The 24,037-nt window shown below is 43.0% G+C and carries 19 protein-coding genes and 5 tRNA genes; all 24 read left to right on the top strand.

All coding sequences use genetic code 11. From position 1 onward, the window contains the following. Positions 1-42 precede the first annotated feature (42 nt). A complete protein-coding gene (gene rpsU / locus Q3W13_RS10825; protein WP_302863666.1) occupies positions 43-237 on the top strand; it encodes a 30S ribosomal protein S21 in 195 nt (64 codons plus the stop codon). A gap of 84 nt (positions 238-321) precedes the next feature. Further along, the gene (locus Q3W13_RS10820) at positions 322-1,236 is read left to right on the top strand and encodes a tyrosine-type recombinase/integrase (protein WP_302863664.1); all 915 of its coding nucleotides are present in this window, start codon (positions 322-324) and stop codon (positions 1,234-1,236) included. Positions 1,237-1,248: 12 nt separating this feature from the next. Beyond that, positions 1,249-1,596, top strand: a complete 348-nt coding sequence (gene raiA / locus Q3W13_RS10815) for a ribosome-associated translation inhibitor RaiA (protein ID WP_302863662.1) — start codon at positions 1,249-1,251, stop codon at positions 1,594-1,596. A gap of 173 nt (positions 1,597-1,769) precedes the next feature. Continuing rightward, a tRNA-Thr gene (locus Q3W13_RS10810) sits at positions 1,770-1,842 on the top strand. 94 nt (positions 1,843-1,936) lie between these two features. After that, a tRNA-Tyr gene (locus Q3W13_RS10805) sits at positions 1,937-2,017 on the top strand. 147 nt (positions 2,018-2,164) lie between these two features. Beyond that, positions 2,165-2,237, top strand: a tRNA-Gly gene (locus Q3W13_RS10800). An 89-nt stretch (positions 2,238-2,326) separates the two neighbouring features. Beyond that, positions 2,327-2,398, top strand: a tRNA-Thr gene (locus Q3W13_RS10795). A 58-nt stretch (positions 2,399-2,456) separates the two neighbouring features. Further along, positions 2,457-3,644, top strand: coding sequence for an elongation factor Tu (gene tuf, locus Q3W13_RS10790; RefSeq protein ID WP_302863660.1), 1,188 nt, complete (start codon positions 2,457-2,459; stop codon positions 3,642-3,644). Positions 3,645-3,770: 126 nt separating this feature from the next. Beyond that, positions 3,771-3,841: transfer RNA gene (locus Q3W13_RS10785), tRNA-Trp, on the top strand. A gap of 22 nt (positions 3,842-3,863) precedes the next feature. Next, positions 3,864-4,058 (top strand): preprotein translocase subunit SecE, encoded by a 195-nt coding sequence (secE, locus tag Q3W13_RS10780; protein ID WP_302863659.1) that lies wholly within the window; start codon positions 3,864-3,866, stop codon positions 4,056-4,058. Between the two features lie 16 nt (positions 4,059-4,074). Then, the gene (gene nusG / locus Q3W13_RS10775; protein WP_302863657.1) at positions 4,075-4,617 is read left to right on the top strand and encodes a transcription termination/antitermination protein NusG; all 543 of its coding nucleotides are present in this window, start codon (positions 4,075-4,077) and stop codon (positions 4,615-4,617) included. A 172-nt stretch (positions 4,618-4,789) separates the two neighbouring features. Further along, positions 4,790-5,230 carry a 50S ribosomal protein L11 gene (gene rplK / locus Q3W13_RS10770; protein WP_302863655.1) on the top strand — a complete coding sequence of 147 codons (441 nt, stop codon included), beginning with the start codon at positions 4,790-4,792 and terminating at the stop codon, positions 5,228-5,230. A gap of 107 nt (positions 5,231-5,337) precedes the next feature. Continuing rightward, a complete protein-coding gene (gene rplA, locus Q3W13_RS10765; RefSeq protein WP_302863653.1) occupies positions 5,338-6,036 on the top strand; it encodes a 50S ribosomal protein L1 in 699 nt (232 codons plus the stop codon). A gap of 3 nt (positions 6,037-6,039) precedes the next feature. Next, positions 6,040-6,558: a 50S ribosomal protein L10 gene (rplJ, locus tag Q3W13_RS10760; RefSeq protein ID WP_302863650.1), complete on the top strand. Its 519-nt coding sequence runs from the start codon at positions 6,040-6,042 to the stop codon at positions 6,556-6,558. 68 nt (positions 6,559-6,626) lie between these two features. Further along, the gene (rplL, locus tag Q3W13_RS10755; protein ID WP_096353755.1) at positions 6,627-7,013 is read left to right on the top strand and encodes a 50S ribosomal protein L7/L12; all 387 of its coding nucleotides are present in this window, start codon (positions 6,627-6,629) and stop codon (positions 7,011-7,013) included. Positions 7,014-7,180: 167 nt separating this feature from the next. Next, positions 7,181-10,984 (top strand): DNA-directed RNA polymerase subunit beta, encoded by a 3,804-nt coding sequence (gene rpoB, locus Q3W13_RS10750; RefSeq protein WP_302863646.1) that lies wholly within the window; start codon positions 7,181-7,183, stop codon positions 10,982-10,984. Between the two features lie 103 nt (positions 10,985-11,087). Beyond that, the gene (gene rpoC, locus Q3W13_RS10745; RefSeq protein ID WP_302863643.1) at positions 11,088-15,377 is read left to right on the top strand and encodes a DNA-directed RNA polymerase subunit beta'; all 4,290 of its coding nucleotides are present in this window, start codon (positions 11,088-11,090) and stop codon (positions 15,375-15,377) included. Between the two features lie 66 nt (positions 15,378-15,443). Next, positions 15,444-15,755: a DUF3467 domain-containing protein gene (locus tag Q3W13_RS10740; RefSeq protein ID WP_302863928.1), complete on the top strand. Its 312-nt coding sequence runs from the start codon at positions 15,444-15,446 to the stop codon at positions 15,753-15,755. Between the two features lie 235 nt (positions 15,756-15,990). Further along, the gene (gene gmd / locus Q3W13_RS10735; protein ID WP_302863642.1) at positions 15,991-17,106 is read left to right on the top strand and encodes a GDP-mannose 4,6-dehydratase; all 1,116 of its coding nucleotides are present in this window, start codon (positions 15,991-15,993) and stop codon (positions 17,104-17,106) included. 5 nt (positions 17,107-17,111) lie between these two features. Continuing rightward, positions 17,112-18,047: a GDP-L-fucose synthase gene (locus tag Q3W13_RS10730; protein WP_302863640.1), complete on the top strand. Its 936-nt coding sequence runs from the start codon at positions 17,112-17,114 to the stop codon at positions 18,045-18,047. A 204-nt stretch (positions 18,048-18,251) separates the two neighbouring features. Then, positions 18,252-20,756: an SLBB domain-containing protein gene (locus Q3W13_RS10725; protein WP_302863638.1), complete on the top strand. Its 2,505-nt coding sequence runs from the start codon at positions 18,252-18,254 to the stop codon at positions 20,754-20,756. A 24-nt stretch (positions 20,757-20,780) separates the two neighbouring features. Next, positions 20,781-21,860, top strand: coding sequence for a lipopolysaccharide biosynthesis protein (locus Q3W13_RS10720; protein ID WP_302863636.1), 1,080 nt, complete (start codon positions 20,781-20,783; stop codon positions 21,858-21,860). Beyond that, the gene (locus Q3W13_RS10715) at positions 21,860-22,858 is read left to right on the top strand and encodes an NAD-dependent 4,6-dehydratase LegB (protein WP_302863634.1); all 999 of its coding nucleotides are present in this window, start codon (positions 21,860-21,862) and stop codon (positions 22,856-22,858) included. The genes Q3W13_RS10720 and Q3W13_RS10715 overlap by 1 nt, the downstream gene beginning before the upstream one ends. Before the next feature lies 1 nt (position 22,859). Then, positions 22,860-24,014, top strand: coding sequence for a LegC family aminotransferase (locus tag Q3W13_RS10710; protein WP_302863632.1), 1,155 nt, complete (start codon positions 22,860-22,862; stop codon positions 24,012-24,014). The last annotated feature ends 23 nt before the right edge of the window (positions 24,015-24,037 follow it).

Here is a 24,037-nt window from a genome sequence, read left to right as displayed (position 1 = left end):
ACTTACCTTTGCCCTCCCACGAAAGGAGGTATTTCAGAAACTATGATCATTATTAACGTAAAAGACGGCGAATCACTAGACAAAGCATTAAAACGCTTTAAAAAGAAATTCGAAAAAACCGGTGTGTTAAGAGAACTTCGCAGCCGCCAGGCGTTCGAGAAAAAGTCTGTAACCCGTCGTCACGTGGTTAAACATGCCATCTACAAACAAAGCATGAACTTAGAAACAGGCGCTTAATTCTGCAAAAGAATTTTTGTTTTTTCTAATCAAAATATTAAAACTATTTGTACATTCATAATTCGGATGTACAAGTAGTTTTTTATGTTTATAGACCGTTTTATCCGCTATATAAAATTCGAAAAGCGGTATTCTGCGCACACCGTATCGGCCTATCAATCAGACCTTGACCAGTTTATATCCTTTTTAAACAATCCCGATAATTTAACGCCCGCGCCGAACCCTGAAATAACGCATCCTTCGCAAATTACGCATCATCTGGTACGGAACTGGATGGTAGAATTGATGAACCGCAAGATTATTGCACGTTCTGTCAACCGTAAAATTGCCACCCTGCGCAAATACTTTAAATTTTTACTGCAGGAATGCATTATTGAAGTTAACCCGGCCTCTAAAATAACAACGCCTAAAATTCCAAAAAATCTGCCGGTTGTGGTTGAAGATGTTAAGCTGTCGCAATTGCTCGATGACAGCGATGTTTTTAGCAGCGATTTTAAGGGCGTACGCGACAAACTGGTGATCGAAATGCTATTCGGTACCGGTATGCGTCTATCGGAGCTGTTAGGCGTTAAGGACACAGATGTAAACCTTTATGAAGGTACTATAAAGGTGCTCGGGAAACGTAATAAAGAGCGAATTATACCGGTGAACAGCGAGTTGAAAATATTAATCGCTGAATACCAGCAATTAAAGAAAAAGCAGGATTTTTCCGGTAACAATTCCTTAACCTTAATCGTTACAGATAAAGGAGCCAATGCATATCCAAAGCTCATTTATCTGATTGTGCAGAAGTATCTATCCTACATATCAACCCAAAACAAAAAAAGCCCGCATGTGCTGCGGCATACCTTTGCTACCAGCCTGCTAAACCGCGGGGCAGATTTAAATGCCATTAAAGAGCTTCTGGGGCACGCTAACCTTAGTGCCACCCAGATCTATACACACAATTCAGTTGAAAGGTTAAAGTCTATTTACAAACAAGCCCATCCAAAGGCGTAAAAAGGAGGAATCATGAAAATTACAGTGCAATCTATTCGTTTCAATGCAGACAGGAAATTGTTGGATTTTATTCAGAAGAAGGCCGATAAGCTTGACACGTTTTATGATCATATAATAAGCGGTGAAGTGTATTTGAAACTGGAGAACGTAGAAGACGAAGCCAATAAGATAACGGAGATTAAACTGATGTTGCCGGGTAACCAGCTTTTCGCCAAAGAACAATGCAAAACTTTTGAGGAAGCCACAGATCTGGCGATAGAAAGCCTGAGAAAACAAATTGAAAAGCATAAACAAAAGAAAATGGCCGCGGCCGAATCTGCAAAAAAAGCGGTCTTGCTGACAGCAGAAGAAGAGTTTTAAGCTGAAAAGAATATTAATTTTATATGTAAATCGGTGGGTTTCAGCCTGCCGATTTTTTTTTAGAAAATAAATTTTGTTCAGCATTAAAAATGTGTAAATTTGCAATCCCTTTCGGAGAGGTACACAACAGGCCTCTGCAAGTTGGAAGGGATGGTTCTTTAAAATACAAATAAGCCTCCTTAGCTCAGCTGGTAGAGCAACTGACTTGTAATCAGTAGGTCATTGGTTCGATCCCGATAGGGGGCTCTGTTTTGATTTCGAATTCGTAGGTTCGATTTCGGTTTTTTAGCTGCAAAAGCTAATTCCGAAATTTTAGATCCGGCTTTCGAAATGAAACAATGGGGGGATACCAGAGCGGTCAAATGGGACGGACTGTAAATCCGTTGCTTCGGCTACGAAGGTTCGAATCCTTCTCCCCCCACTTTTTTTGAGTTGGCAGTTTATAGTTGACAGTTGGCAATAGCTTTCTGAAGATCATAAACTGCTAACTTGATTAAAAGGTTTTCGGAAACGCAATTTCAGGGCAGAGCGCTGTCGGCTGGAAAAGCGCCAACCGCAAATCAAAAAAGCGGAAGTAGCTCAGTTGGTAGAGCGATAGCCTTCCAAGCTATAGGTCGCGAGTTCGAACCTCGTCTTCCGCTCTGTTAAAAGTTGGCAGGATACGGTTCGCAGCCGGCAGTTATATAAGGAACTGCAAACTGAAAATTGGCAACTAAAAACTAGCAAATCAGCCGACGTAGCTCAGGGGTAGAGCACTTCCTTGGTAAGGAAGAGGTCATGGGTTCAAATCCCATTGTTGGCTCAACTTAATAATATAAGTTTATAAAATATAAATTAACCTACAATAATTAGATATAATCATGGCAAAAGAAAAGTTTGACCGCAGTAAGCCGCACTTAAACATCGGTACAATCGGTCACGTTGACCACGGTAAAACAACCCTTACCGCAGCTATCACCAAAGTTTTAGCTGACAAAGGTTTATCAGAAGCGCGTTCATTTGATTCAATTGACTCTGCTCCTGAAGAAAAAGAGCGTGGTATTACTATCAATACTGCACACGTTGAGTATTCAACTGCAAACCGTCACTACGCACACGTTGACTGCCCGGGTCACGCTGACTATGTGAAAAACATGGTTACTGGTGCTGCTCAGATGGATGGTGCAATCATCGTTGTTGCTGCTACTGATGGTCCGATGCCACAAACCCGTGAGCACATCCTGTTAGCTCGTCAGGTAGGTGTACCTGCACTTGTTGTTTTCATGAACAAAGTTGACATGGTTGATGATCCGGAACTGTTAGAACTTGTTGAGATGGAAGTTCGTGAATTATTATCATTCTACGAATTCCCTGGCGACGATATTCCTGTAATCCAGGGTTCGGCTCTTGGTGGCCTGAACAACGATCCGAAATGGGTTGAAAAAATCATGGAGTTAATGGACGCTGTAGATAGCTACATTCCAATCCCTCCACGTCTGACTGACCTTCCATTCCTGATGCCTGTTGAAGACGTATTCTCGATCACTGGTCGTGGTACTGTAGCAACTGGCCGTATCGAGCGTGGTGTAATCAACTCTGGCGAGCCTGTTGATATCCTGGGTATGGGTGCTGAGAACCTGAAGTCAACCGTAACCGGTGTTGAGATGTTCCGCAAGATCCTTGACCGTGGTGAAGCTGGTGACAACGTAGGTTTATTGTTACGTGGTATTGAGAAAACCGATATCCGCCGCGGTATGGTTATCTGCAAACCAGGTTCAGTAACTCCTCACACTGATTTCAAAGCAGAAGTTTACGTATTATCAAAAGCAGAAGGTGGTCGTCACACTCCATTCTTCAACAAATACCGTCCGCAATTCTATTTCCGTACCACTGACGTTACCGGTGAGATTTCACTGGAGCCAGGAGTAGAAATGGTTATGCCTGGTGATAACGTTACTATCACTGTAAAGCTGATCAACGCTATCGCAATGGAAAAAGGTTTACGTTTCGCTATCCGTGAGGGTGGTCGTACAGTAGGTGCCGGTCAGGTAACTGAAATTTTAAAATAAGCCGCCTGCGCCCTTAAAAAGCGTTTAAAGGAAGGTTAATTTACGCAAAGTACTTAGCTGGAAGCAGCTAAGTACTTTGTTAATAAAGAAGCCAACATTATATTCCGCGAAGGAATTTAAATACAAACGGGAATAGTTCAATGGTAGAATAGAGGTCTCCAAAACCTTTGATCAGGGTTCGAATCCTTGTTCCCGTGCATTACACTGTAAACAAAAAAGATGTCGAAAGTATCTGAGTATATTAAAGAATCGTACGTAGAGCTTACCGAAAAAGTAACCTGGCCAACCTGGAGAGAGCTGCAAAACAGCTCTATTTTGGTGTTGATTGCAGCGCTTATAATTGCATTGATAATTTTATTAATGGACCAAAGCATACACTTTTTGCTGACGCAGTTTTATACTTCACTAACCTAATTTAATTTTTACAGTAATGAGTGATCAGTTAAAATGGTATGTGGTTAGGGCTATAAGCGGCAAAGAGAAAAAGGTAAAACAATATATTGATGCCGAAATTAACCGTCTGGGCATTTCGCATCTCGTTCCGCAGGTATTGATTCCTATGGAGAAGTATTACCAGATGCGTGACGGAAAAAAGATTGCGAAAGAACGTAATTTTTATCCGGGTTATGTGTTAATAGAAGCACAGCTTGATGCCGAAATTGAGCACATCATCAAGAACATAAACAGTGTTATTGGCTTTTTAGGCGATAAGGCCGGTAATGCCATCCCGCTTCGCCAGGGCGAAGTTAACCGCATTTTGGGCAAGGTCGACGAAATGAGCAGCCAGGGTGAAACCATGAACGTGCCATACTATGTAGGCGAAGGTGTTAAAGTTATGGACGGGCCTTTCAATGGGTTTAGCGGTGTGATAGAAGAGATCAACGAAGAGAAAAAGAAACTGAAGGTAATGGTAAAGATATTCGGGCGCCGTACGCCGCTTGAATTGAATTACATGCAGGTTGAAAAAGAATAGTTTTTGATTTCGGAAGTCGGAAGTTCGATTTCGGAATTAGAATTTAAAATATGCGATTTTGTGATAAGGAAATAAATCCGAAAAGGAACTTCCGAAATCCAAAATCATCACGAGCTTAAATGTTACTTAGCTTCCACTTACTAACATTGAGTTATAATTTAAACAAGTAAAAATGGCAAAAGAAGTCGGTGCGATGGTTAAGCTGCAGGTAAAGGGCGGCGCTGCAAATCCATCACCTCCAATTGGCCCTGCATTGGGTGCAAAAGGTGTGAATATCATGGAGTTTTGCAAGCAGTTCAATGCACGTACCCAGGATAAACCTGGTAAAGTGCTGCCGGTAGTTATTACTGTTTATGTTGACAAGTCATTTGATTTTATCATCAAAACTCCGCCTGTTGCAATCCAGTTACTGGAAGCAACCGGTTTAAAGAGTGGCTCGGCAGAACCTAACCGTAAAAAAGTTGGCAGTGTGAACTGGGACCAGGTTGAGGCAATAGCCAAGGATAAAATGACTGATTTGAATGCATTCACAGTAGAATCAGCCATGAAAATGGTAGCCGGAACGGCTCGCAGTATGGGAATCACCGTATCAGGTACGGCTCCCTGGAACTAAATTGATTTTGGATTTCAGATGTTCGGTTTCGGATTAACTAATCTCTGATCGATATTCTCTAATCTCTAATCATAAATTAATTAACTTATACAAATCAGTTTAAGACAGTGGCTAGATTAACAAAAAATCAAAAAGTGGCACTCTCCAAAATTGAGGCAAATAAAGCGTATTCTTTACAGGATGCAGCAGCTTTGGTAAAAGATATTACTACTACCAAGTTTGATTCATCTGTTGATATTGATGTTCGTTTAGGTGTCGATCCTCGTAAAGCCAATCAAATGGTGCGCGGTATTGCAACCTTACCTCATGGAACCGGTAAAACTGTACGTGTGTTGGTGCTTTGTACTCCTGATAAGGAACAAGAAGCTAAAGATGCAGGTGCGGATTACGTAGGTTTGGACGATTATATTGCCAAAATTGAAGGCGGATGGACTGATGTTGATATTATTATCACTATGCCTAGCGTTATGGCCAAGGTAGGTCGTTTGGGTCGTATTTTAGGCCCGCGTAACCTGATGCCTAACCCTAAATCTGGTACGGTAACTACCGAAGTTGGTAAAGCTGTAACAGAAGTTAAAGGTGGTAAGATCGACTTCAAGGTTGACAAAACCGGTATCATTCACGCCTCAATAGGAAAAGTATCTTTCCCTGCTGATAAAATTTATGAAAATGCTTTGGAAGTATTGCAAACCATTTCAAAATTAAAGCCGTCAGCAGCAAAAGGAACATATTTTAAGAGCATCCATGTCTCTTCAACCATGTCGCCCGGAATTGAAGTTGAAACTAAAACAGTAGCGGGGATCTAAATCATGACTAAAGAAGAAAAACACGAATTAGTAATCGCCCTTACTGAACAGATGAAGGAGTATGGTAATTTTTATATTACTGATACGTCTAATCTGACAGTTGCAAAAGTAAATGACATCCGTCGTAAATGTTTCGAAAGCGACATTGAGATGAAGGTAGCAAAAAATAGCTTGATACAAAAAGCTATGGAAGCTACTGGCGGCGATTTTACATCGATGTACGGCGTATTAAAGGGTTCATCATCAATCCTGTTCTCAAAATCGGCAACTGCTCCGGCAAAGCTGATAAAACAGTTAAGGAAAAAAGGTGATAAGCCAGTTTTAAAAGCAGCTTACATTGACTCTGCAATATTTATTGGTGATAACCAGATTGACACTTTGATTGCATTGAAATCGAAGGAACAATTGATCGGCGAAATCATCGGCTTGTTGCAATCACCAGCCAAGAACGTTGTATCTGCCCTGCAATCAGGCGGAAACATTCTTGCAGGCGTTGTAAAAACATTACAGGAAAGAGGTTAATCCGGCACCTTGGTAAAGCACGGATATTAAATAAACAAAAAGTATTAAAAGTAAAAATTTAAAATAAAATGGCGGATTTAAAAGCATTTGCTGAACAGTTAGTAAACTTAACAGTAAAAGAAGTTAACGAATTAGCTCAGATCTTAAAAGACGAGTATGGCATTGAGCCTGCTGCTGCAGCTGTTGCTGTTGCTGCTCCTGCTGCTGGTGGTGGCGATGACGCTCCTGCAGAAGCTGCAGTACAAACTGCATTTGACGTGATCCTGAAAGAAGCAGGCGGCGCTAAATTAGCAGTTGTTAAATTAGTAAAAGACTTAACAGGCCTTGGCCTGAAAGAAGCTAAAGATTTAGTTGACGGTGCACCTAAAGAAGTTAAAACCGGCGTAACTAAAGAAGAAGCTGAATCTTTGAAAAAACAACTGGAAGAAGCCGGAGCAGTAGTTGAGGTTAAATAAGGTAACCCATAATAATATGGCATCAGACTCCGACCTTTTTGGTCGGGGTCTATTGCTGTTTATATAGTTCAGTTATTACTTTTTAGTGATTTTTGGTAATAATCTGGATATCAACATCTACCAAAAAACATCTGCACAGTTTATTAATAAACTAAAATTTTATTCCCTTGGCAAACCAAAATAATCAAAGAGTAAATTTTGCGACCAGCAGAAAGGTATTGGATTATCCCGATTTTCTTGATGTACAGTTGCAATCTTTCCAGGAATTTTTTCAATTGGAAACTACCTCAGACAACCGCTATAAAGAAGGGTTGTTTAAAGTGTTTGCTGAAAACTTTCCTATCTCCGATTCAAGAAACATCTTTGTATTAGAGTTTCTTGACTACTTTATTGATCCACCGCGTTATGATATACAGGAATGTATTGAGCGTGGATTAACTTACAGTGTGCCTTTAAAAGCCAAGCTTCGCCTTTCATGTAATGATGAAGAGCATGAAGATTTTGAAACTATTGTACAGGACGTGTACCTGGGGACTATTCCCTACATGACACCGAAAGGTACATTTGTTATAAACGGCGCTGAGCGTGTGATTGTATCGCAGCTGCACCGTTCGCCTGGTGTGTTTTTTGGCCAGAGCCGTCACACCAATGGTACCAAGCTTTACTCGGCCCGTGTAATACCTTTCAAAGGCTCTTGGATAGAGTTTGCTACAGACGTTAACAACGTGATGTATGCGTACATCGACCGTAAGAAAAAATTCCCGGTTACTACCTTATTGCGTGCAATTGGCTACGACTCTGATAAAGATATATTAGAGTTGTTCGAATTGGCCGACGAGGTGAAAGTAAGCAAATCAGGCTTAAAGAAATTTATTGGCCGCAAGCTGGCTGCAAGGGTTCTTAAGAAATGGGTTGAAGACTTTGTAGACGAGGATACCGGCGAAGTTGTTTCTATCGACCGTAACGAAATAATCCTGGAGCGTGAAACCGTGCTGGAAGATGATCATATCGATATGATCATTGATGCCGGTGTAAAGACCATCATTCTGAACAAGGAAGATGCCGCCACCAGCGGTGATTATACCATTATATATAATACCTTACAAAAGGATACTTCAAACTCAGAGAAAGAGGCGGTTGAGCACATCTACCGTCAGTTACGTAACGCCGAACCACCTGATGAGGAAACTGCACGTGGTATCATCGACCGTTTGTTCTTTTCTGATAAGAGATATGACCTGGGCGATGTAGGCCGTTACCGCATCAACCGTAAGTTGAAGCTTACTACCAGCGAGGAAACCAAAGTGTTAACCAAGCAGGACATCATTGCGATTGTTAAGTACCTGATCAAATTAATCAACTCAAAAGCTGAGGTGGATGATATCGATCACTTGTCAAACCGTCGTGTGCGTACTGTAGGCGAGCAGCTGTATGCCCAGTTTGGTGTAGGTTTGGCGCGTATGGCACGTACCATCCGCGAACGTATGAACATTCGTGATAATGAGGTGTTCACTCCAACTGACCTGATCAATGCGCGCACGCTGTCGTCGGTTATCAACTCGTTCTTCGGTACCAACCAGCTTTCACAGTTCATGGACCAAACCAATCCACTGGCAGAGATTACGCACAAACGTCGTCTGTCAGCCCTTGGCCCTGGTGGTCTGAGCCGCGAACGTGCCGGTTTCGAGGTTCGTGACGTACACTACACCCACTACGGTCGTTTGTGTACTATCGAAACGCCTGAAGGACCAAATATCGGTCTGATTTCATCGCTTTGCGTTCACGCTAAGATCAACAATCTTGGCTTTATCGAAACTCCGTATAAGCGTGTGGTTGACGGTAAAGTACAGGTTGACGAGCCGGTGATCTACCTTTCTGCGGAAGATGAAGACGGTAAAACAATTGGCCAGGCAAATGCTGTATACGACGATAAGGGAGAGTTTGCTACTCCGAGAGTGAAAGCTCGTTTCGAAGGTGACTTCCCGATCATAGAGCCTGAAAGACTTGACTTAATGGATATTGCTCCGAACCAGATCACATCAATCGCGGCCTCGCTGATTCCGTTCCTTGAACATGATGATGCTAACCGTGCGCTGATGGGTTCGAACATGCAGCGCCAGGCCGTGCCGCTTTTACGCCCTGAGGCGCCGATTGTAGGTACAGGTTTGGAAGGCCGTGTTGCAAAAGACTCACGTACGCTTATCAATGCCGAAGGCGATGGTGTGGTTGAGTACGTTGACGCAAACGAAATCCGTATAAAATACGACCGCGATGAAACTGATCGCCTGGTATCTTTTGATGGCGACAGCAAGAGCTATCGCTTAACCAAGTTTAAGAAAACCAACCAGAGCACTACCATGAACCTGAAGCCGATTGTTAAAAAAGGCCAAAGGGTTGAAAAAGGACAGGTGCTTTGTGAAGGCTACGCTACACAGGACGGCGAGCTGGCCCTGGGCCGTAACCTTAAGGTTGCATTCATGCCTTGGCAAGGTTACAACTTCGAGGATGCGATTGTAATATCAGAGCGTGTAGTATCGCAGGATATATTCACCTCGCTTCACGTTGAAGAGTTCGAACTTGAAGTTCGTGATACTAAACGCGGCGAAGAAGAACTGACACCAGATATACCTAACGTATCGGAAGAAGCTACGAAAGACCTTGACGAAGACGGTATTATCCGTGTCGGTGCTGAGGTTAAGGAAGGCGACATCCTGATTGGTAAGATTACTCCGAAAGGTGAATCCGACCCTTCGCCGGAAGAGAAACTTTTGCGTGCAATATTTGGCGACAAAGCTGGGGATGTAAAAGACGCTTCTTTGAAAACTCCGCCGTCAATTGCAGGTGTGGTTATCGATACAAAATTGTTCAGCCGCGCCAAGAAAACTTCGAAAGCCGAAGAAAAGGCACAGTTGGAGAAACTGGATACCAAACACGAAAAAGCGGTTAAAGAGCTTAAAAATACGTTGATCGATAAGTTGTTTGAGATTGTAAATGGCAAAACATCCCAGGGTGTTTACAATGTTTACAAAGAATTACTGGTGCCAAAAGGCGTTAAATTCACTCAGAAAATATTGGTTGAGTTAAATTATGAAAACATTAACCCAACTAAGTGGACTACCGATGACGATAAGAACGAGTTGATAAAGATCCTTCTTCATAACTATAACATCAAGTTAAATGAAGAGTTAGGGGCTTATCGCCGCGATAAATTCGCGATCAGCGTAGGGGACGAGCTGCCATCGGGTATCGTGCAAATGGCTAAAGTTTACATTGCTAAAAAGCGTAAGCTTAAAGTAGGTGATAAAATGGCCGGCCGTCATGGTAACAAGGGTATCGTTGCACGTATCGTTCGTGATGAGGACATGCCGTTCCTGGAAGATGGAACACCGGTTGATATCGTATTGAACCCGCTGGGCGTACCATCCCGTATGAACCTGGGCCAGATTTACGAAACTGTATTAGGATGGGCTGGTAAAGAACTGGGCGTTAAATTCGCTACTCCAATCTTCGATGGTGCAAGCCATGACGAGGTGGAAGAATGGGTGAAAAAAGCCGGCTTACCGGAGTCGGGACGTACTTACCTGTACAACGGCTTAACTGGCGATCGTTTTGACCAGCAAACAACTGTAGGTATCATCTACATGCTGAAACTGGGCCACATGGTTGACGATAAGATGCACGCACGTTCGATAGGACCATACTCATTGATTACGCAGCAGCCATTGGGTGGTAAAGCCCAGTTTGGTGGTCAGCGTTTTGGTGAGATGGAGGTTTGGGCACTGGAAGCATTCGGTGCATCGAACATCCTGCAGGAAATATTGACCGTTAAGTCTGACGACGTTATTGGCCGTGCCAAAACATACGAAGCCATTGTTAAAGGCGAAAACCTGCCAACGCCATCGGTTCCTGAATCATTCAACGTATTGGTTCATGAGTTACGCGGCTTAGGCTTGGATATTACGTTAGAGTAATTGTTGTAATGTTGAAAAGTTGGAATGTTGAAAGGTTTTTTGACATTCCAGCCTTACAACGTTTCAACCTTACAACTTTTCAACAACAAAAATCAAGGAGACTATGTCTTACAAAAAGGATAATAAAATCAAGAGTAACTTCACCACCATTACCATCAGCTTAGCTTCGCCTGAATCTATCCTGGAGCGTTCGAGCGGTGAAGTTTTAAAACCTGAAACTATCAACTACAGGACTTATAAGCCTGAGCGTGATGGTTTATTCTGCGAGCGTATTTTCGGTCCGGTTAAGGATTACGAGTGCCACTGCGGTAAATATAAGCGTATCCGTTACAAGGGTATTGTTTGTGACCGTTGCGGTGTTGAAGTAACCGAGAAAAAAGTACGTCGTGAGCGTATGGGCCACATCAACCTGGTGGTGCCAGTTGCGCATATCTGGTATTTCCGCTCGTTGCCGAATAAAATCGGTTACTTGCTGGGCTTGCCAACCAAACGTCTTGACCTGATTATTTACTACGAGCGTTACGTAGTTATTCAGCCGGGTATTAAAGAAGCTGACGGAATCAACAAAATGGATTTCCTGACAGAAGAGGAATACCTTGACGTATTGGACACCCTTCCAAAAGAAAACCAATATCTTGACGATAAAGACCCACAGAAGTTTGTGGCTAAAATGGGGGCCGAGGCATTGGAAGAGTTGTTAAAACGCCTTGACCTTGACGAGCTTTCATTTAGCTTACGTCATCAGGCTGCTAACGAAACCTCACAGCAACGTAAAAACGAGGCGTTAAAACGCCTGCAGGTTGTTGAGGCTTTCCGTGAGGCAAAAGGCCGGATTGAAAACAACCCTGAGTGGATGATCGTTAAGATCGTTCCGGTAATTCCGCCTGAATTGCGTCCCTTGGTGCCTTTGGAAGGCGGCCGTTTTGCAACGTCAGACTTAAATGACTTATACCGTCGCGTAATTATCCGTAACAACCGTTTAAAACGTTTGATCGAGATCAAAGCGCCGGAAGTTATATTGCGTAATGAAAAACGTATGCTGCAGGAAGCTGTGGATTCGTTGTTCGATAACTCACGTAAAGTAAACGCGGTTAAAACTGAAGGTAACCGTGCTTTGAAATCGCTTTCAGACATCCTGAAGGGCAAACAAGGCCGTTTCCGTCAGAACCTGTTAGGTAAACGTGTTGACTACTCTGCTCGTTCGGTAATTGTGGTTGGCCCTAACCTTAAGCTGCACGAGTGCGGTTTGCCAAAGGATATGGCTGCCGAGCTGTTTAAACCGTTTATCATCCGCAAAATGATTGAGCGCGGTGTCGTAAAAACAGTAAAATCTGCAAAGAAAATAGTTGACCGCAAAGACCCATTGGTTTGGGATATATTGGAAAACGTACTGAAAGGCCACCCTGTATTGCTAAACCGTGCGCCTACGCTGCACAGGTTGGGTATTCAGGCTTTTCAACCTAAACTGGTTGAAGGTAAAGCTATCCAGCTGCACCCTTTAACCTGTACCGCGTTCAACGCCGACTTTGACGGTGACCAGATGGCTGTGCACGTTCCGCTCGGTAACGCAGCGATTTTGGAAGCCCAGGTATTGATGCTGGCATCGCATAACATTTTGAACCCTGCTAACGGTACACCAATCACAGTACCTTCGCAGGACATGGTGCTTGGTTTGTACTACATAACCAAGGGCCGTAAAACTGATGCAAGCCGCGTTGTGAAAGGTGAAGGTTTAACCTTCTACTCTGCAGAAGAAGTTATTATTGCTTATAACGAGAAAAAGCTCGACCTGCATGCCTTCATCAAAGTAAAAACAAGAGTAAAAGAGCGCGATGGCAAAATTGTAACCAAAATTATTGACACCACTGTAGGCCGTGTGTTGTTTAACCAGCACGTGCCTGAAGAGGTTGGTTACATTAATGAACTGCTTACCAAGAAATCATTGCGTGACATTATTGGCGAGGTAGTGAAAATTACCGGTATGGCCCGCGCAGCACAGTTCCTTGACGATATCAAGGAATTAGGTTTCCAGATGGCTTTCCGCGGTGGGTTATCATTCAACCTGAAAGATATCAATATCCCTGCTGAAAAAGTTACCCTTATCGACACAGCCTCGAAACAGGTTGAGGAGGTAATGAATAACTACAACATGGGCTTTATTACCAATAACGAGCGTTATAACCAGATCATCGACATCTGGACCCGTATCAACAATCGCTTAACTGCGAATGTGATGGAGATCCTGTCGACAGATAACCAGGGCTTTAACTCTGTTTATATGATGCTTGACTCTGGCGCCCGTGGATCAAAAGAGCAGATCCGTCAGCTGGCAGGTATGCGTGGTTTGATGGCTAAGCCGCAGAAATCAGGCTCCGGTGGCGAGATCATTGAGAACCCGATCCTTTCGAACTTCAAGGAAGGTTTGTCAGTATTGGAGTACTTCATCTCTACCCACGGTGCTCGTAAAGGTTTAGCGGATACGGCGTTAAAAACAGCTGATGCCGGTTACCTGACCCGTCGTTTACATGACGTTGCTCAGGACATGATTGTTGGTGAGGTTGATTGTGGCACATTAAGAGGTATATATACTACCGCCCTTAAAGATAACGAGGACATTGTTGAACCACTGTACGATCGTATATTGGGCCGTACTGCGCTACATGATGTACTTGACCCTATTACCAACGAACTGTTGGTGGCTGCCGGCCATGATATTACCGAAGAAATTGCCAAGAACATAGAGAACTCACCGCTTGAAGGTATCGAGATCCGTTCTGTATTAACTTGCGAAAGCAAACGCGGTGTGTGCGCATTGTGCTATGGCCGTAACCTTGCAAGCGGCAAACGCGTGCAAAAAGGGGAGGCTGTAGGGGTAATTGCAGCACAATCAATCGGTGAGCCTGGTACACAGTTAACACTTCGTACATTCCACGTGGGTGGTACCGCATCGAACATCGCTGCTGAATCGCAGATCAACGCTAAGTTTGATGGTATCATTGAATTTGAAAACGTTCGTACGGTAGAATTTAATACCGCTGAAGAAGGCGCAGTTGATGTGGTGCTTGGCCGTTCAGGTGAATTCCGCATTGTTGAACCAGGTTCAAATAAGGTTATTGTTACCAACAACATTCCGTACGGTGCTTACCTGTATGTAAAAGATGGCAGCAAAATAACCAAAGGAGACCGCATCTGTTCGTGGGACCCATACAACGCCGTAATTATATCAGAATTTGCAGGTATCGCCAAGTTTGAGGCTGTATTGGAAGGTATAACTTTCCGTGAAGAATCAGACGAACAAACCGGCCACCGCGAAAAAGTTATTATCGATACCAGGGACAAGACTAAAAACCCTGTTATCCAGATAACTGACAAATCCGGTAGTATAATTAAAGGATACAATATTCCGGTGGGTGCGCACATTGCTGTTGACGAAGGTGAAAAACTGCAGACCGGGCAGGTTATTGCCAAAATCCCTCGTTCAACCGGTAAAACGCGGGATATTACAGGTGGTTTACCACGTGTAACCGAATTGTTTGAAGCACGTAACCCATCGAACCCTGCGGTAGTAACCGAAATTGACGGTGTGGTAACGTTAGGAGGTGTTAAACGTGGTAACCGCGAAATCACTATTGAGTCGAAAGATGGCCAGATCAAGAAATACCTGGTTCCGCTTTCTAAACACATCCTTGTACAGGATAACGACTTTGTGAAAGCTGGTATGCCATTGTCTGACGGTTCGATATCTCCTGCTGATATACTGGCCATTAAAGGCCCTGCTGCCGTGCAGGAATACCTGGTTAACGGTATACAGGAAGTTTACCGCTTACAGGGTGTGAAGATTAACGATAAGCACTTTGAAGTGATTGTGCACCAGATGATGCAGAAAGTACAGATAGAGGATGCGGGCGATACCCGTTTCCTTGAAAGGGAAGCTGTTGACAGTTGGGATTTCATGCTCGAAAACGATGAGATTTTTGATAAGAAAGTAGTTACAGACCCGGGTGATTCAACCACGATGAAAGCCGGCCAAATTGTTTCGCTGCGGAAGCTGCGCGATGAGAACTCGATGCTGAAACGCCGCGACTTAAAGCTTGTTGAAGTCAGAGATGCTATCGCTGCCACTTCGAGCCCGCTGCTGCAAGGTATTACAAGGGCTTCATTGGGTACAAAATCGTTCATCTCGGCAGCATCGTTCCAGGAAACTACCAAAGTACTGAACGAAGCAGCCATAGCCGGTAAGAAGGATCATATGCTGGGCCTTAAAGAGAATGTTATCGTTGGTCACTTGATTCCGTCAGGAACCGGTTTGCGCGAATACGAAAATATCCGCGTAGGTTCCCAGGAAGAATTCGACCGCCTGATGGCTTCGAAAGCAGAAGAAATAGAGGCATAAGCCCTGTTTTGACAAATAAATCAACAAAGCCTTCCTCGAAATGGAAGGCTTTGTTATTTTTACATGATGGAAGAACAAAACGATAATCAGCTCAACATCGAGCTGTCGGAAGAAATAGCAGAAGGAGTATATTCAAATCTCGCCATAATAACGCACTCAAGTTCGGAGTTTGTGATCGACTTTATCCGTGTAATGCCTGGTGTTCCAAAAGCAAAAGTTAAATCTCGGGTTGTGCTTACGCCGGAACATGCAAAGCGGCTTTTATCGGCATTGGAAGATAATATCGATAAATTTGAGACGGCAAATGGAAGGATAAAAGTGCAGCCGGACCCACCGGCGTTCCCAATGAATTTCGGCGGAACAATGGGACAGGCTTAAAAATGAGCCATGAACTTTGTTACTTTGATTAAATAGTAGCTATTAAAATAGTAAACTGTTTGCCGCTGGTACTTAATAATACGGGACATGTTAACATTTGTAATTCTTTAAACAAGATATTTTTTCGGCATTAGATATAATTTTCGGAGATTAGCCCCCCTTAACTGGCAAACAGGAAAATTTCTATTCTTTGCCATAAACTGCGAAAACGTAGTTTATATTAATTGATGAGTTTGTGAAAAAAAAAGCGATTATAACAGGGATTACAGGACAGGACGGTGCATACCTTGCTGAACTATTACTTTCAAAAGGATACGAAGTACATGGCATAAAAAGAAGGAGTTCTCTTTTTAATACAGACAGGATAGACCATTTATACCAGGATCCGCATGATGAGAACGTGAACATGATCCTGCACTATGGTGACTTGAGTGACTCAACAAATCTGATACGTATCATACAACAGGTTCAGCCTGATGAAATCTATAATCTTGGCGCCATGTCGCATGTAAAGGTTAGCTTTGATACGCCGGAATATACCGCCAACGCTGACGGCATTGGTACCCTGCGCTTACTTGAAGCGATACGAATACTTGGTCTCACTGATAAAACAAAAATATACCAGGCCTCCACTTCAGAACTTTATGGTTTGGTTCAGGCAGTTCCGCAATCAGAAACTACACCGTTTTATCCGCGTTCGCCATATGCGGTGGCCAAGATGTATGCTTATTGGATTACGGTGAACTATCGCGAGGCATATGGAATGTTTGCCTGTAACGGCATTTTGTTTAACCACGAAAGTCCGCTGCGTGGCGAAACCTTTGTTACCCGCAAGATAACCCGTGCTACCGCGAAAATCGCCATGGGCTTGCAGGATAAGTTGTATCTTGGCAATCTGGATGCACGGCGTGACTGGGGCCATGCTAAGGACTACGTTGAGGCTATGTATCTTATTCTGCAGCAGGAAACACCTGAGGATTTTGTTATTGCTACCGGTGTTACTACGCCGGTGCGTGAATTTGTAAGATTAGCTTTTGCAGAAGTTGGCATTGAGATAGAATTTAAAGGCAGCGGCGCGTATGAAAAGGGTTTCGTGGTCAGCTGTTCAAACGAAGATTTTCAGATGGAAAAAGGAAAAGAGGTAGTTGCGGTTGATGCAAAATATTTTCGCCCAACGGAGGTTGATCTTTTGATCGGCGACCCAACCAAGGCCAATACAAAACTAAAATGGCAACCGAAATATGATCTGCAAGCGCTGGTAAAAGAAATGGTGGCGGCCGATGTTGAACTTTTCAAAAGGGAAAGGCTGCTGAAAGAATCGGGTTACAGCATAAAAAATCAATTTGAATAAGCTCAATGGATAAAAATAACAAGATATATATAGCTGGTCACCGTGGTATGGTTGGTTCGGCCATCCATCGCAAACTTAAAAGGGAAGGTTTTACAAACTTTGTTACCCGCACATCGGATGAGCTCGACCTGCGCAACCAGCAGCAGGTAGCAGATTTTTTCGAAACAGAACAACCAGATTATGTTTTTTTAGCTGCGGCAAAGGTTGGCGGGATTGTAGCCAACAATACTTACCGTGCAGACTTTCTATATGATAACCTGCAGATTCAGAATAACGTCATCCATAGCTCCTACCTCAACGGCGTAAAAAAATTGATGTTTTTGGGCTCGAGTTGTATCTATCCGAAACTTGCGCCGCAACCGTTAAAGGAGGAATACTTACTAACAGGTTTATTAGAACCGACCAACGAGCCTTATGCGATTGCAAAGATCGCGGGGATAAAAATGTGCGATGCCTACAGGGCACAATATGGATGCAATTTTATATCTGTTATGCCTACAAATCTGTATGGTTATAACGATAATTATCATCCGCAGAATTCACACGTTTTACCTGCCTTGATACGCCGTTTCCATGAAGCGAAGGAACAAGGATTGCCTGACGTAACCATTTGGGGCACAGGTTCACCAAAGCGGGAGTTTTTATTTGCCGATGATCTGGCAGAGGCTTGTTATTACCTGATGCAGCACTATGATGAAGAAGGCTTGGTAAACATCGGCACCGGCGAAGATCTTTCAATCAAGGACCTGGCTTTTTTGATCAAGGACATTATAGGATATGCCGGGGAAATAAAATTTGATGTTAATAAGCCCGATGGCACGCCACGGAAATTAATGGACGTAACTAAACTCCACAACAAGGGGTGGAGACATACAATTGAACTGCCTGAGGGAATCAGACTTGCGTACCAGGATTTTTTGAATAAACAAGCGGAGTCCTAAGCCCATTTTATAAATAATCTGAAAATAAAACAATAAAAAAACTAAATTGTATTAACCCCATAATCAGGCGTTAACGAATGGCTTGCCTGGTGGGCCTCGCGATGATTATGTGGCAAATAATTAAATTTGCTTAATATTGCAACGATTTTGAAAACCGATATCGCAGTTTTATAAGAAACGTCTAGCTGGGATTATTATAAAATAATGAATAAACTTAAACTCTGCCTGTTTTTCTTCTCTGTTTTCTTTTGCCTTTCGCTTGCAATACCGGCATCGGCACAGACAATTCCTCAAAATATAGCGAGTATAAATGTCGATGATCTTACGGACGCACAAATAACACAGCTCGTACAATCGGCACAAAAGCAGGGTTTAACAGACGACCAGATTTTACAGCAGGCCCAGGCAAGGGGTATGTCGGGCGTACAGGTTCAGAAGTTACAGACCAGGATACTGGCGATACGGGCAAAAAATAAGCTTAATAATGGTAAAAAATCGCTTAACGATACCACGCGGAATAATCACAATCTGCAAAGGCGGAATTATAGCGATACATCGGCGAATAACGTTGATACAACAAAATTCGCTGATCTTTTTATCGACCTTAAACCAAAGATATTTGGCGCAGACCTTTTCAGGAATGCAAAAGCTAATTCTTTTATACCCGATCTGAAAATAGCCACGCCGGTTAATTACATTATAGGCCCTGATGATGAAATAGATATAAATGTTTACGGGAATTCTTCTGTAGACTGGACACTGAATGTTACACCCGAAGGCAAAATAAACATACCTGAGGTGGGCGTGCTGAGTGTAGCAGGCAAGACTATTGAAGCAGCTACGGCTGCGATTAAAGCAAAATTAGCAGCAAATAATTATGCCATCGGCGATGGCACTAATGTAAACGTGAGCATTGGTAATATCAGGAGCATTAAGGTGATTGTACAGGGGCAGCTAATGAAGCCGGGAACCTATACTTTGCCATCATTAGCGTCGGTTTTTAATGCACTTTATGCAGCCGGTGGCCCCAATGACGTTGGTTCATTCAGGAAGATTGAAGTAATAAGGAATAATCGTATCATCAGGCATGTTGACCTGTACGACTTTTTAGTGAAGGGCAGCCGTAAAGACGATATAACACTGCAAGATCAGGATGTGATACGTGTCCCTACGTACCAGATTAGGGTTGAACTAAAGGGCGAAGTAAAAATTCCTGCCCTATTTGAAACCCTGCCTGGTGAAACATTGCAGGACGTACTTGATTTTGCAGGCGGCTTTACTGACGAAGCCTATACCGCCCGTATAAAGGTTGACCAGGTTAGCGATAACCAGCGCAAAATAACCGACGTATTCGAGAATGACTATAAAAACTATACACCCTTGCGTGGCGATAAGTTTACAGTTGAAAAAATACTGGAGCGCTATGAAAACCGTGTGCAGATACAAGGAGCGGTTTTCAGACCTGGAGAATATGAATTACAGAAAGGCCTTACATTATCAAAACTGATTAAGAACGCCGGTGGATTAAAGGAAGATGCTTTTAACAGTCGGGGCAGTATTATCAGGCTCAACCCGGACAACACTACTCAACAATTATCCTTTAATATAAAAGATATTTACAATAACCCCAGTTCTGATATAATATTACAGCGCGAAGACAGCGTTTTTGTGGCATCCGTATTTGATTTGCGCAATCCTTATACCGTTACTATCAAGGGCGAGGTTCGGAACCCTGGCGACTTCCCGTTTGCTGACAGCATGAAAGTAGCCGACGTAATTATTAAGGCTGGTGGGTTTACAGAAGGGGCAAGTGTAAAGCGCATAGAGGTTTCACGCCGTGTGTTCGACAGTGACCCAAGGCAACTGAATAGCAAAATTGCGCAGGTGTTTACTGTTGACGTGGACCAAAGCCTTGCAGACCAAAATACTAATTTTACTTTAAAGCCGTACGATATAGTATCGGTTTACAGTCTGCCTGGTTACGAAGTTCAGAAAACTGTTAAGGTGGAAGGTGAGGTTTTGTATCCAGGTTACTATACAATTCAAAAAAAGAATGAAAAGATATCGGATGTAATTGCCCGCGCTGGGGGGCTGACACAGTCTGCGGACGTAGAAGGAAGCAGTTTGAAACGCGACAATGCAGCTGTACTCGGGGTTGATAAGAACAAAATAGACACCGTAGAAATAAATCGAGAACGTAAGCTGAACTTACAACGTTTGCAAAGTGATTACGGCGTGACACCAAAACCACAAGATACTGTACAATTGCGCAATAACTATGTGGGTATAGACTTGAAAAAGATATTGAAGAAACCGGGCGGCAGCGAGGATTTAATATTAGAGAATGCCGATGTAATACGCGTCCCCAAGCAACAACAAACCGTTAGGGTAAACGGAGAAGTACTATATCCGAGCGCGATTGTTTATACCAGTAGTAAATCATTTAGGGATTATGTTTTGAACGCGGGGGGCTACTCGCCAAAGGCCCTGAAACGCGGCGCATACATCGTTTATCCAAACGGAACTGTTAAGGGAACAAGGAAGTTCGTGTTTTTTAACGTCCACCCTGATGTAAAGCCCGGGAGCGAAATTTATGTGCCTAAAAAGCCTGATACTCCTAACAATACCGCTCAAACGATATTGACCTTTACGACAGGTTTGGCATCACTGGGCGCCATCATACTGGGGATTTTGAGTTTACATAAATAACGTTGAATCAAAAATACTTGTCTAATGGTGCAAACCGGGAAAGATAGCTCCGACAAAATACCCCTCAAGCAGGTACTTTTAAGGCTCGTGGCATGGAAAAGATACTTACTGTCGAAATGGAAGATTATTTTGGTAGCAGGCATTGTGGGTGGGGCCTTTGGCTTGGTCTATGCGCTTTTGACCAAGCCTGTCTATAAGGCTGAATTAACTTTTGCGCTGGAAGACGATAAGTCGTCGGGAGGAGGTTTAGGATCGGCTTTAGGCTTGGCCAGTCAATTTGGAATAGACTTAGGCGGCGGAGGGGGGGGGGCTTTCGCGGGAGACAATCTAATGGAGCTGCTAAAGTCTCGTTCAATGGTAGAGACATCTTTATTGACGCAGGTGCCGGCAAGCGGAAAACCACAAACCCTGGCCGAATTGTATATATCATTCAATGATCTTCGTAACGACTGGAAAAATAAACCGCTATTAAAAAATGTTAAGTATCCGGTCAATGCAGATCGAACAAGATTTTCGTTGCAGCAGGACAGCCTGTTGGGAGTTTTTTTTAGAGGTATAATAAAAGATAACCTGGTGGTGGATAAGGTTGATAAAAAGCTGAGTATTTTAAGGGTAAAAGTTACGTCTAAAAATGAGTTGTTTTCCAAATGCTTTACTGAAGTATTAATGAAAACAGTATCGGATTTTTATATAGCAACGAAAACAAAAAGATCAGCTCAAAACGTTAATGTACTTCAGCGGCAAACAGACTCTGTTAGACGTGAATTAAATTCAGCTATCTTGGGGGTAGCTTCGTCCGTCGATGTAAACCCAAACCCAAACCCTGCATTGCAAATTTTAAGAGTACCTTCGCAGCGTCGACAAGTAGACGTACAAGCTGACCAGGCGATTTTAACCCAATTGGTTGCAAACCTGGAGATATCGAAGGTGACCTTACGAAAAGAAACTCCATTGATACAAGTAATTGATAAGCCTATTTTACCATTGGAGAAAAAGAAAACAGGAAAAGCTATCGGGATTATAGTTGGCGGTTTTTTGGGGGGGGCGGTGACGTTGTTATTTTTGATTTTTAAAAGACTTTTTGGGGAAATATTAGAAAATTGATGGATTTACGAGAGAAAAGCGTTTTAATTACAGGCGCAGACGGCTTTATTGGCAGCCATTTAGTTGAAAATCTGATAGAAGAGGGATGTAGGGTAAAGGCTTTTGTATATTATAATTCATTCAACAGTTGGGGTTGGCTGGATAGCCTGCCAAAAAATGTATTGGCAAATGTCGAGATATTTGCCGGCGATATACGCGACCCTAACGGCGTACGCGAAGCGGTAAAGGGTACCGATATAATTTTTCATTTGGCAGCGTTGATTGCCATCCCATTTAGTTATCATTCGCCAGATTCATATATTGATACCAATGTAAAGGGGACGCTGAATATTGTACAAGCAGCCAGAGATTTAGGAATACAAAGGATATTGGTTACTTCGACATCGGAAGTTTACGGTACTGCACAATATATTCCGATTGATGAAAGTCATCCACGGCAGCCGCAATCACCTTATTCAGCCTCAAAAATTGGCGCAGATTGTATTGCCGAGTCCTTTTACAGAAGTTTTAATTTGCCGTTAACTATTGTAAGGCCTTTTAATACTTATGGACCACGCCAATCGGCAAGAGCCGTTATTCCTACAATTATTACACAGCTTTTAAACGGAACCCTGGAAGTAAAGCTTGGTGAGACCATACCCACGCGCGACCTTTTGTTTGTTAAAGACACAGTAAGAGGATTTGCTGAAATAGCCAAATCTGATTCATTGATCGGACATGATTGTAATATTGCGACTCAATCAGAAATTTCAATAGGAGATTTGGCCCAGGAATTGATTAATCAGCTAAATCCTCATGCGAGAATTTTAACAGATACCCAACGATTGCGACCGGAGAAATCGGAAGTATTCAGGCTATATGGTTCAAACCAAAAACTACAGGAGAACACAAACTGGAAACCTTCTTACACGCTCGAACAAGGATTAGCAGAAACTATTAAATGGTTTAGCGATGCTTCTAACTTAAGCCGTTATAAAGCCGATATTTACAATATTTAAGATGTCACAATTATTTAAAGATATTGCTGATTTTATAAAGTCACAGTTTCCTGATCTTGGCTTTATCCCGCTGCATGCACCTGTGTTTATCGGTAATGAGCGCAAATATGTAATTGACACCATTGACTCTACTTTTGTGTCTTCGGTCGGCGCGTATGTTGATCTTTTTGAACAAATGATGTGCCGAATTACAGGAGCCTCCTTCGCCATAGCTACTGTAAACGGCACAAATGCATTACATCTGGCTTTGGTGCTTGCTAATGTAGAAAGAGGGGATGAAGTAATATCACAAAGCTTGACGTTCATAGCAACCTGTAATGCAATTAGCTATATTGGTGCATACCCGCTTTTTTTGGATGTGGACGCCGATTCATTAGGACTGTCGCCAAGTGCTGTAGAAAAATATCTGGAGAACAATGCAGAGCTAAGACCGGACGGCTTCACTTACAATAAAATAACTAGGCGCCGTATTAAAGCCTGTGTGCCCATGCATACCTTTGGCCTGCCATGCCGCATTGATGAAATAAGCGCGATTTGTGACAAGTGGAACATTACGCTTATTGAAGATGCCGCCGAATCGCTCGGAAGCTATTATAAAGGTCGTCACATGGGTGTGTTTGGGAAAATAGGTACATTTAGTTTCAACGGCAATAAAACAGTAACAAGCGGTGGTGGCGGTGCACTTGTTACTGATGACCAAGCTTTAGCAAAAAGAGCAAAACATTTAACCACCCAAGCCAAAGTGCCTCATGCCTGGGCTTTTGTTCATGATGAGATAGGGTATAACTATAGGATGCCAAATCTTAACGCTGCCTTAGCATGTGCACAGCTTGAACAGCTAAATACTTTTGTGACAAACAAACGGGAACTGGCCGCTATTTATCATCGTAAATTTAACGCGTTGGACATTAAATATTGTAAGGAATTGCCCGAAGCAACTGCAAATTATTGGTTGAACACTGTATTGTTGGAAAACAAACAAGAGCGGGAAGATTTCTTAGCATATATGAACAGCAATGGCGTGATGAGCCGGCCCATATGGGAACTGATGCACCACTTACCAATGTTTGAAAAAGCAGAGCGGGGCGATTTAAGCAATAGTGAATGGATTGCCGACAGGTTGGTTAATATACCGAGCAGTGTGCGTTTGACGTAAGTTAGCGAAGGAGCTTTCACTAT

Origin of the sequence: Mucilaginibacter sp. L3T2-6 (genome assembly GCF_030519355.1) — a bacterium.
Classification (GTDB): Bacteria; Bacteroidota; Bacteroidia; order Sphingobacteriales; family Sphingobacteriaceae; genus Mucilaginibacter.
The sequence above is the reverse complement of the archived record's forward strand: the minus strand, read 5'-3'. Positions and strand labels throughout refer to the sequence as shown.

Bases quoted from the DNA above. Each gene is read 5' to 3' on its own strand.
- rpsU (WP_302863666.1), top strand. From the start codon at position 43: ATGATCATTATTAACGTAAAAGACGGCGAATCACTAGACAAAGCATTA.
- Q3W13_RS10820 (WP_302863664.1), top strand. From the start codon at position 322: ATGTTTATAGACCGTTTTATCCGCTATATAAAATTCGAAAAGCGGTAT.
- raiA (WP_302863662.1), top strand. From the start codon at position 1,249: ATGAAAATTACAGTGCAATCTATTCGTTTCAATGCAGACAGGAAATTG.
- tuf (WP_302863660.1), top strand. From the start codon at position 2,457: ATGGCAAAAGAAAAGTTTGACCGCAGTAAGCCGCACTTAAACATCGGT.
- secE (WP_302863659.1), top strand. From the start codon at position 3,864: ATGTCGAAAGTATCTGAGTATATTAAAGAATCGTACGTAGAGCTTACC.
- nusG (WP_302863657.1), top strand. From the start codon at position 4,075: ATGAGTGATCAGTTAAAATGGTATGTGGTTAGGGCTATAAGCGGCAAA.
- rplK (WP_302863655.1), top strand. From the start codon at position 4,790: ATGGCAAAAGAAGTCGGTGCGATGGTTAAGCTGCAGGTAAAGGGCGGC.
- rplJ (WP_302863650.1), top strand. From the start codon at position 6,040: ATGACTAAAGAAGAAAAACACGAATTAGTAATCGCCCTTACTGAACAG.
- rplL (WP_096353755.1), top strand. From the start codon at position 6,627: ATGGCGGATTTAAAAGCATTTGCTGAACAGTTAGTAAACTTAACAGTA.
- rpoC (WP_302863643.1), top strand. From the start codon at position 11,088: ATGTCTTACAAAAAGGATAATAAAATCAAGAGTAACTTCACCACCATT.
- Q3W13_RS10740 (WP_302863928.1), top strand. From the start codon at position 15,444: ATGGAAGAACAAAACGATAATCAGCTCAACATCGAGCTGTCGGAAGAA.
- Q3W13_RS10730 (WP_302863640.1), top strand. From the start codon at position 17,112: ATGGATAAAAATAACAAGATATATATAGCTGGTCACCGTGGTATGGTT.
- Q3W13_RS10725 (WP_302863638.1), top strand. From the start codon at position 18,252: ATGAATAAACTTAAACTCTGCCTGTTTTTCTTCTCTGTTTTCTTTTGC.
- Q3W13_RS10720 (WP_302863636.1), top strand. From the start codon at position 20,781: ATGGTGCAAACCGGGAAAGATAGCTCCGACAAAATACCCCTCAAGCAG.
- Q3W13_RS10715 (WP_302863634.1), top strand. From the start codon at position 21,860: ATGGATTTACGAGAGAAAAGCGTTTTAATTACAGGCGCAGACGGCTTT.
- Q3W13_RS10710 (WP_302863632.1), top strand. From the start codon at position 22,860: ATGTCACAATTATTTAAAGATATTGCTGATTTTATAAAGTCACAGTTT.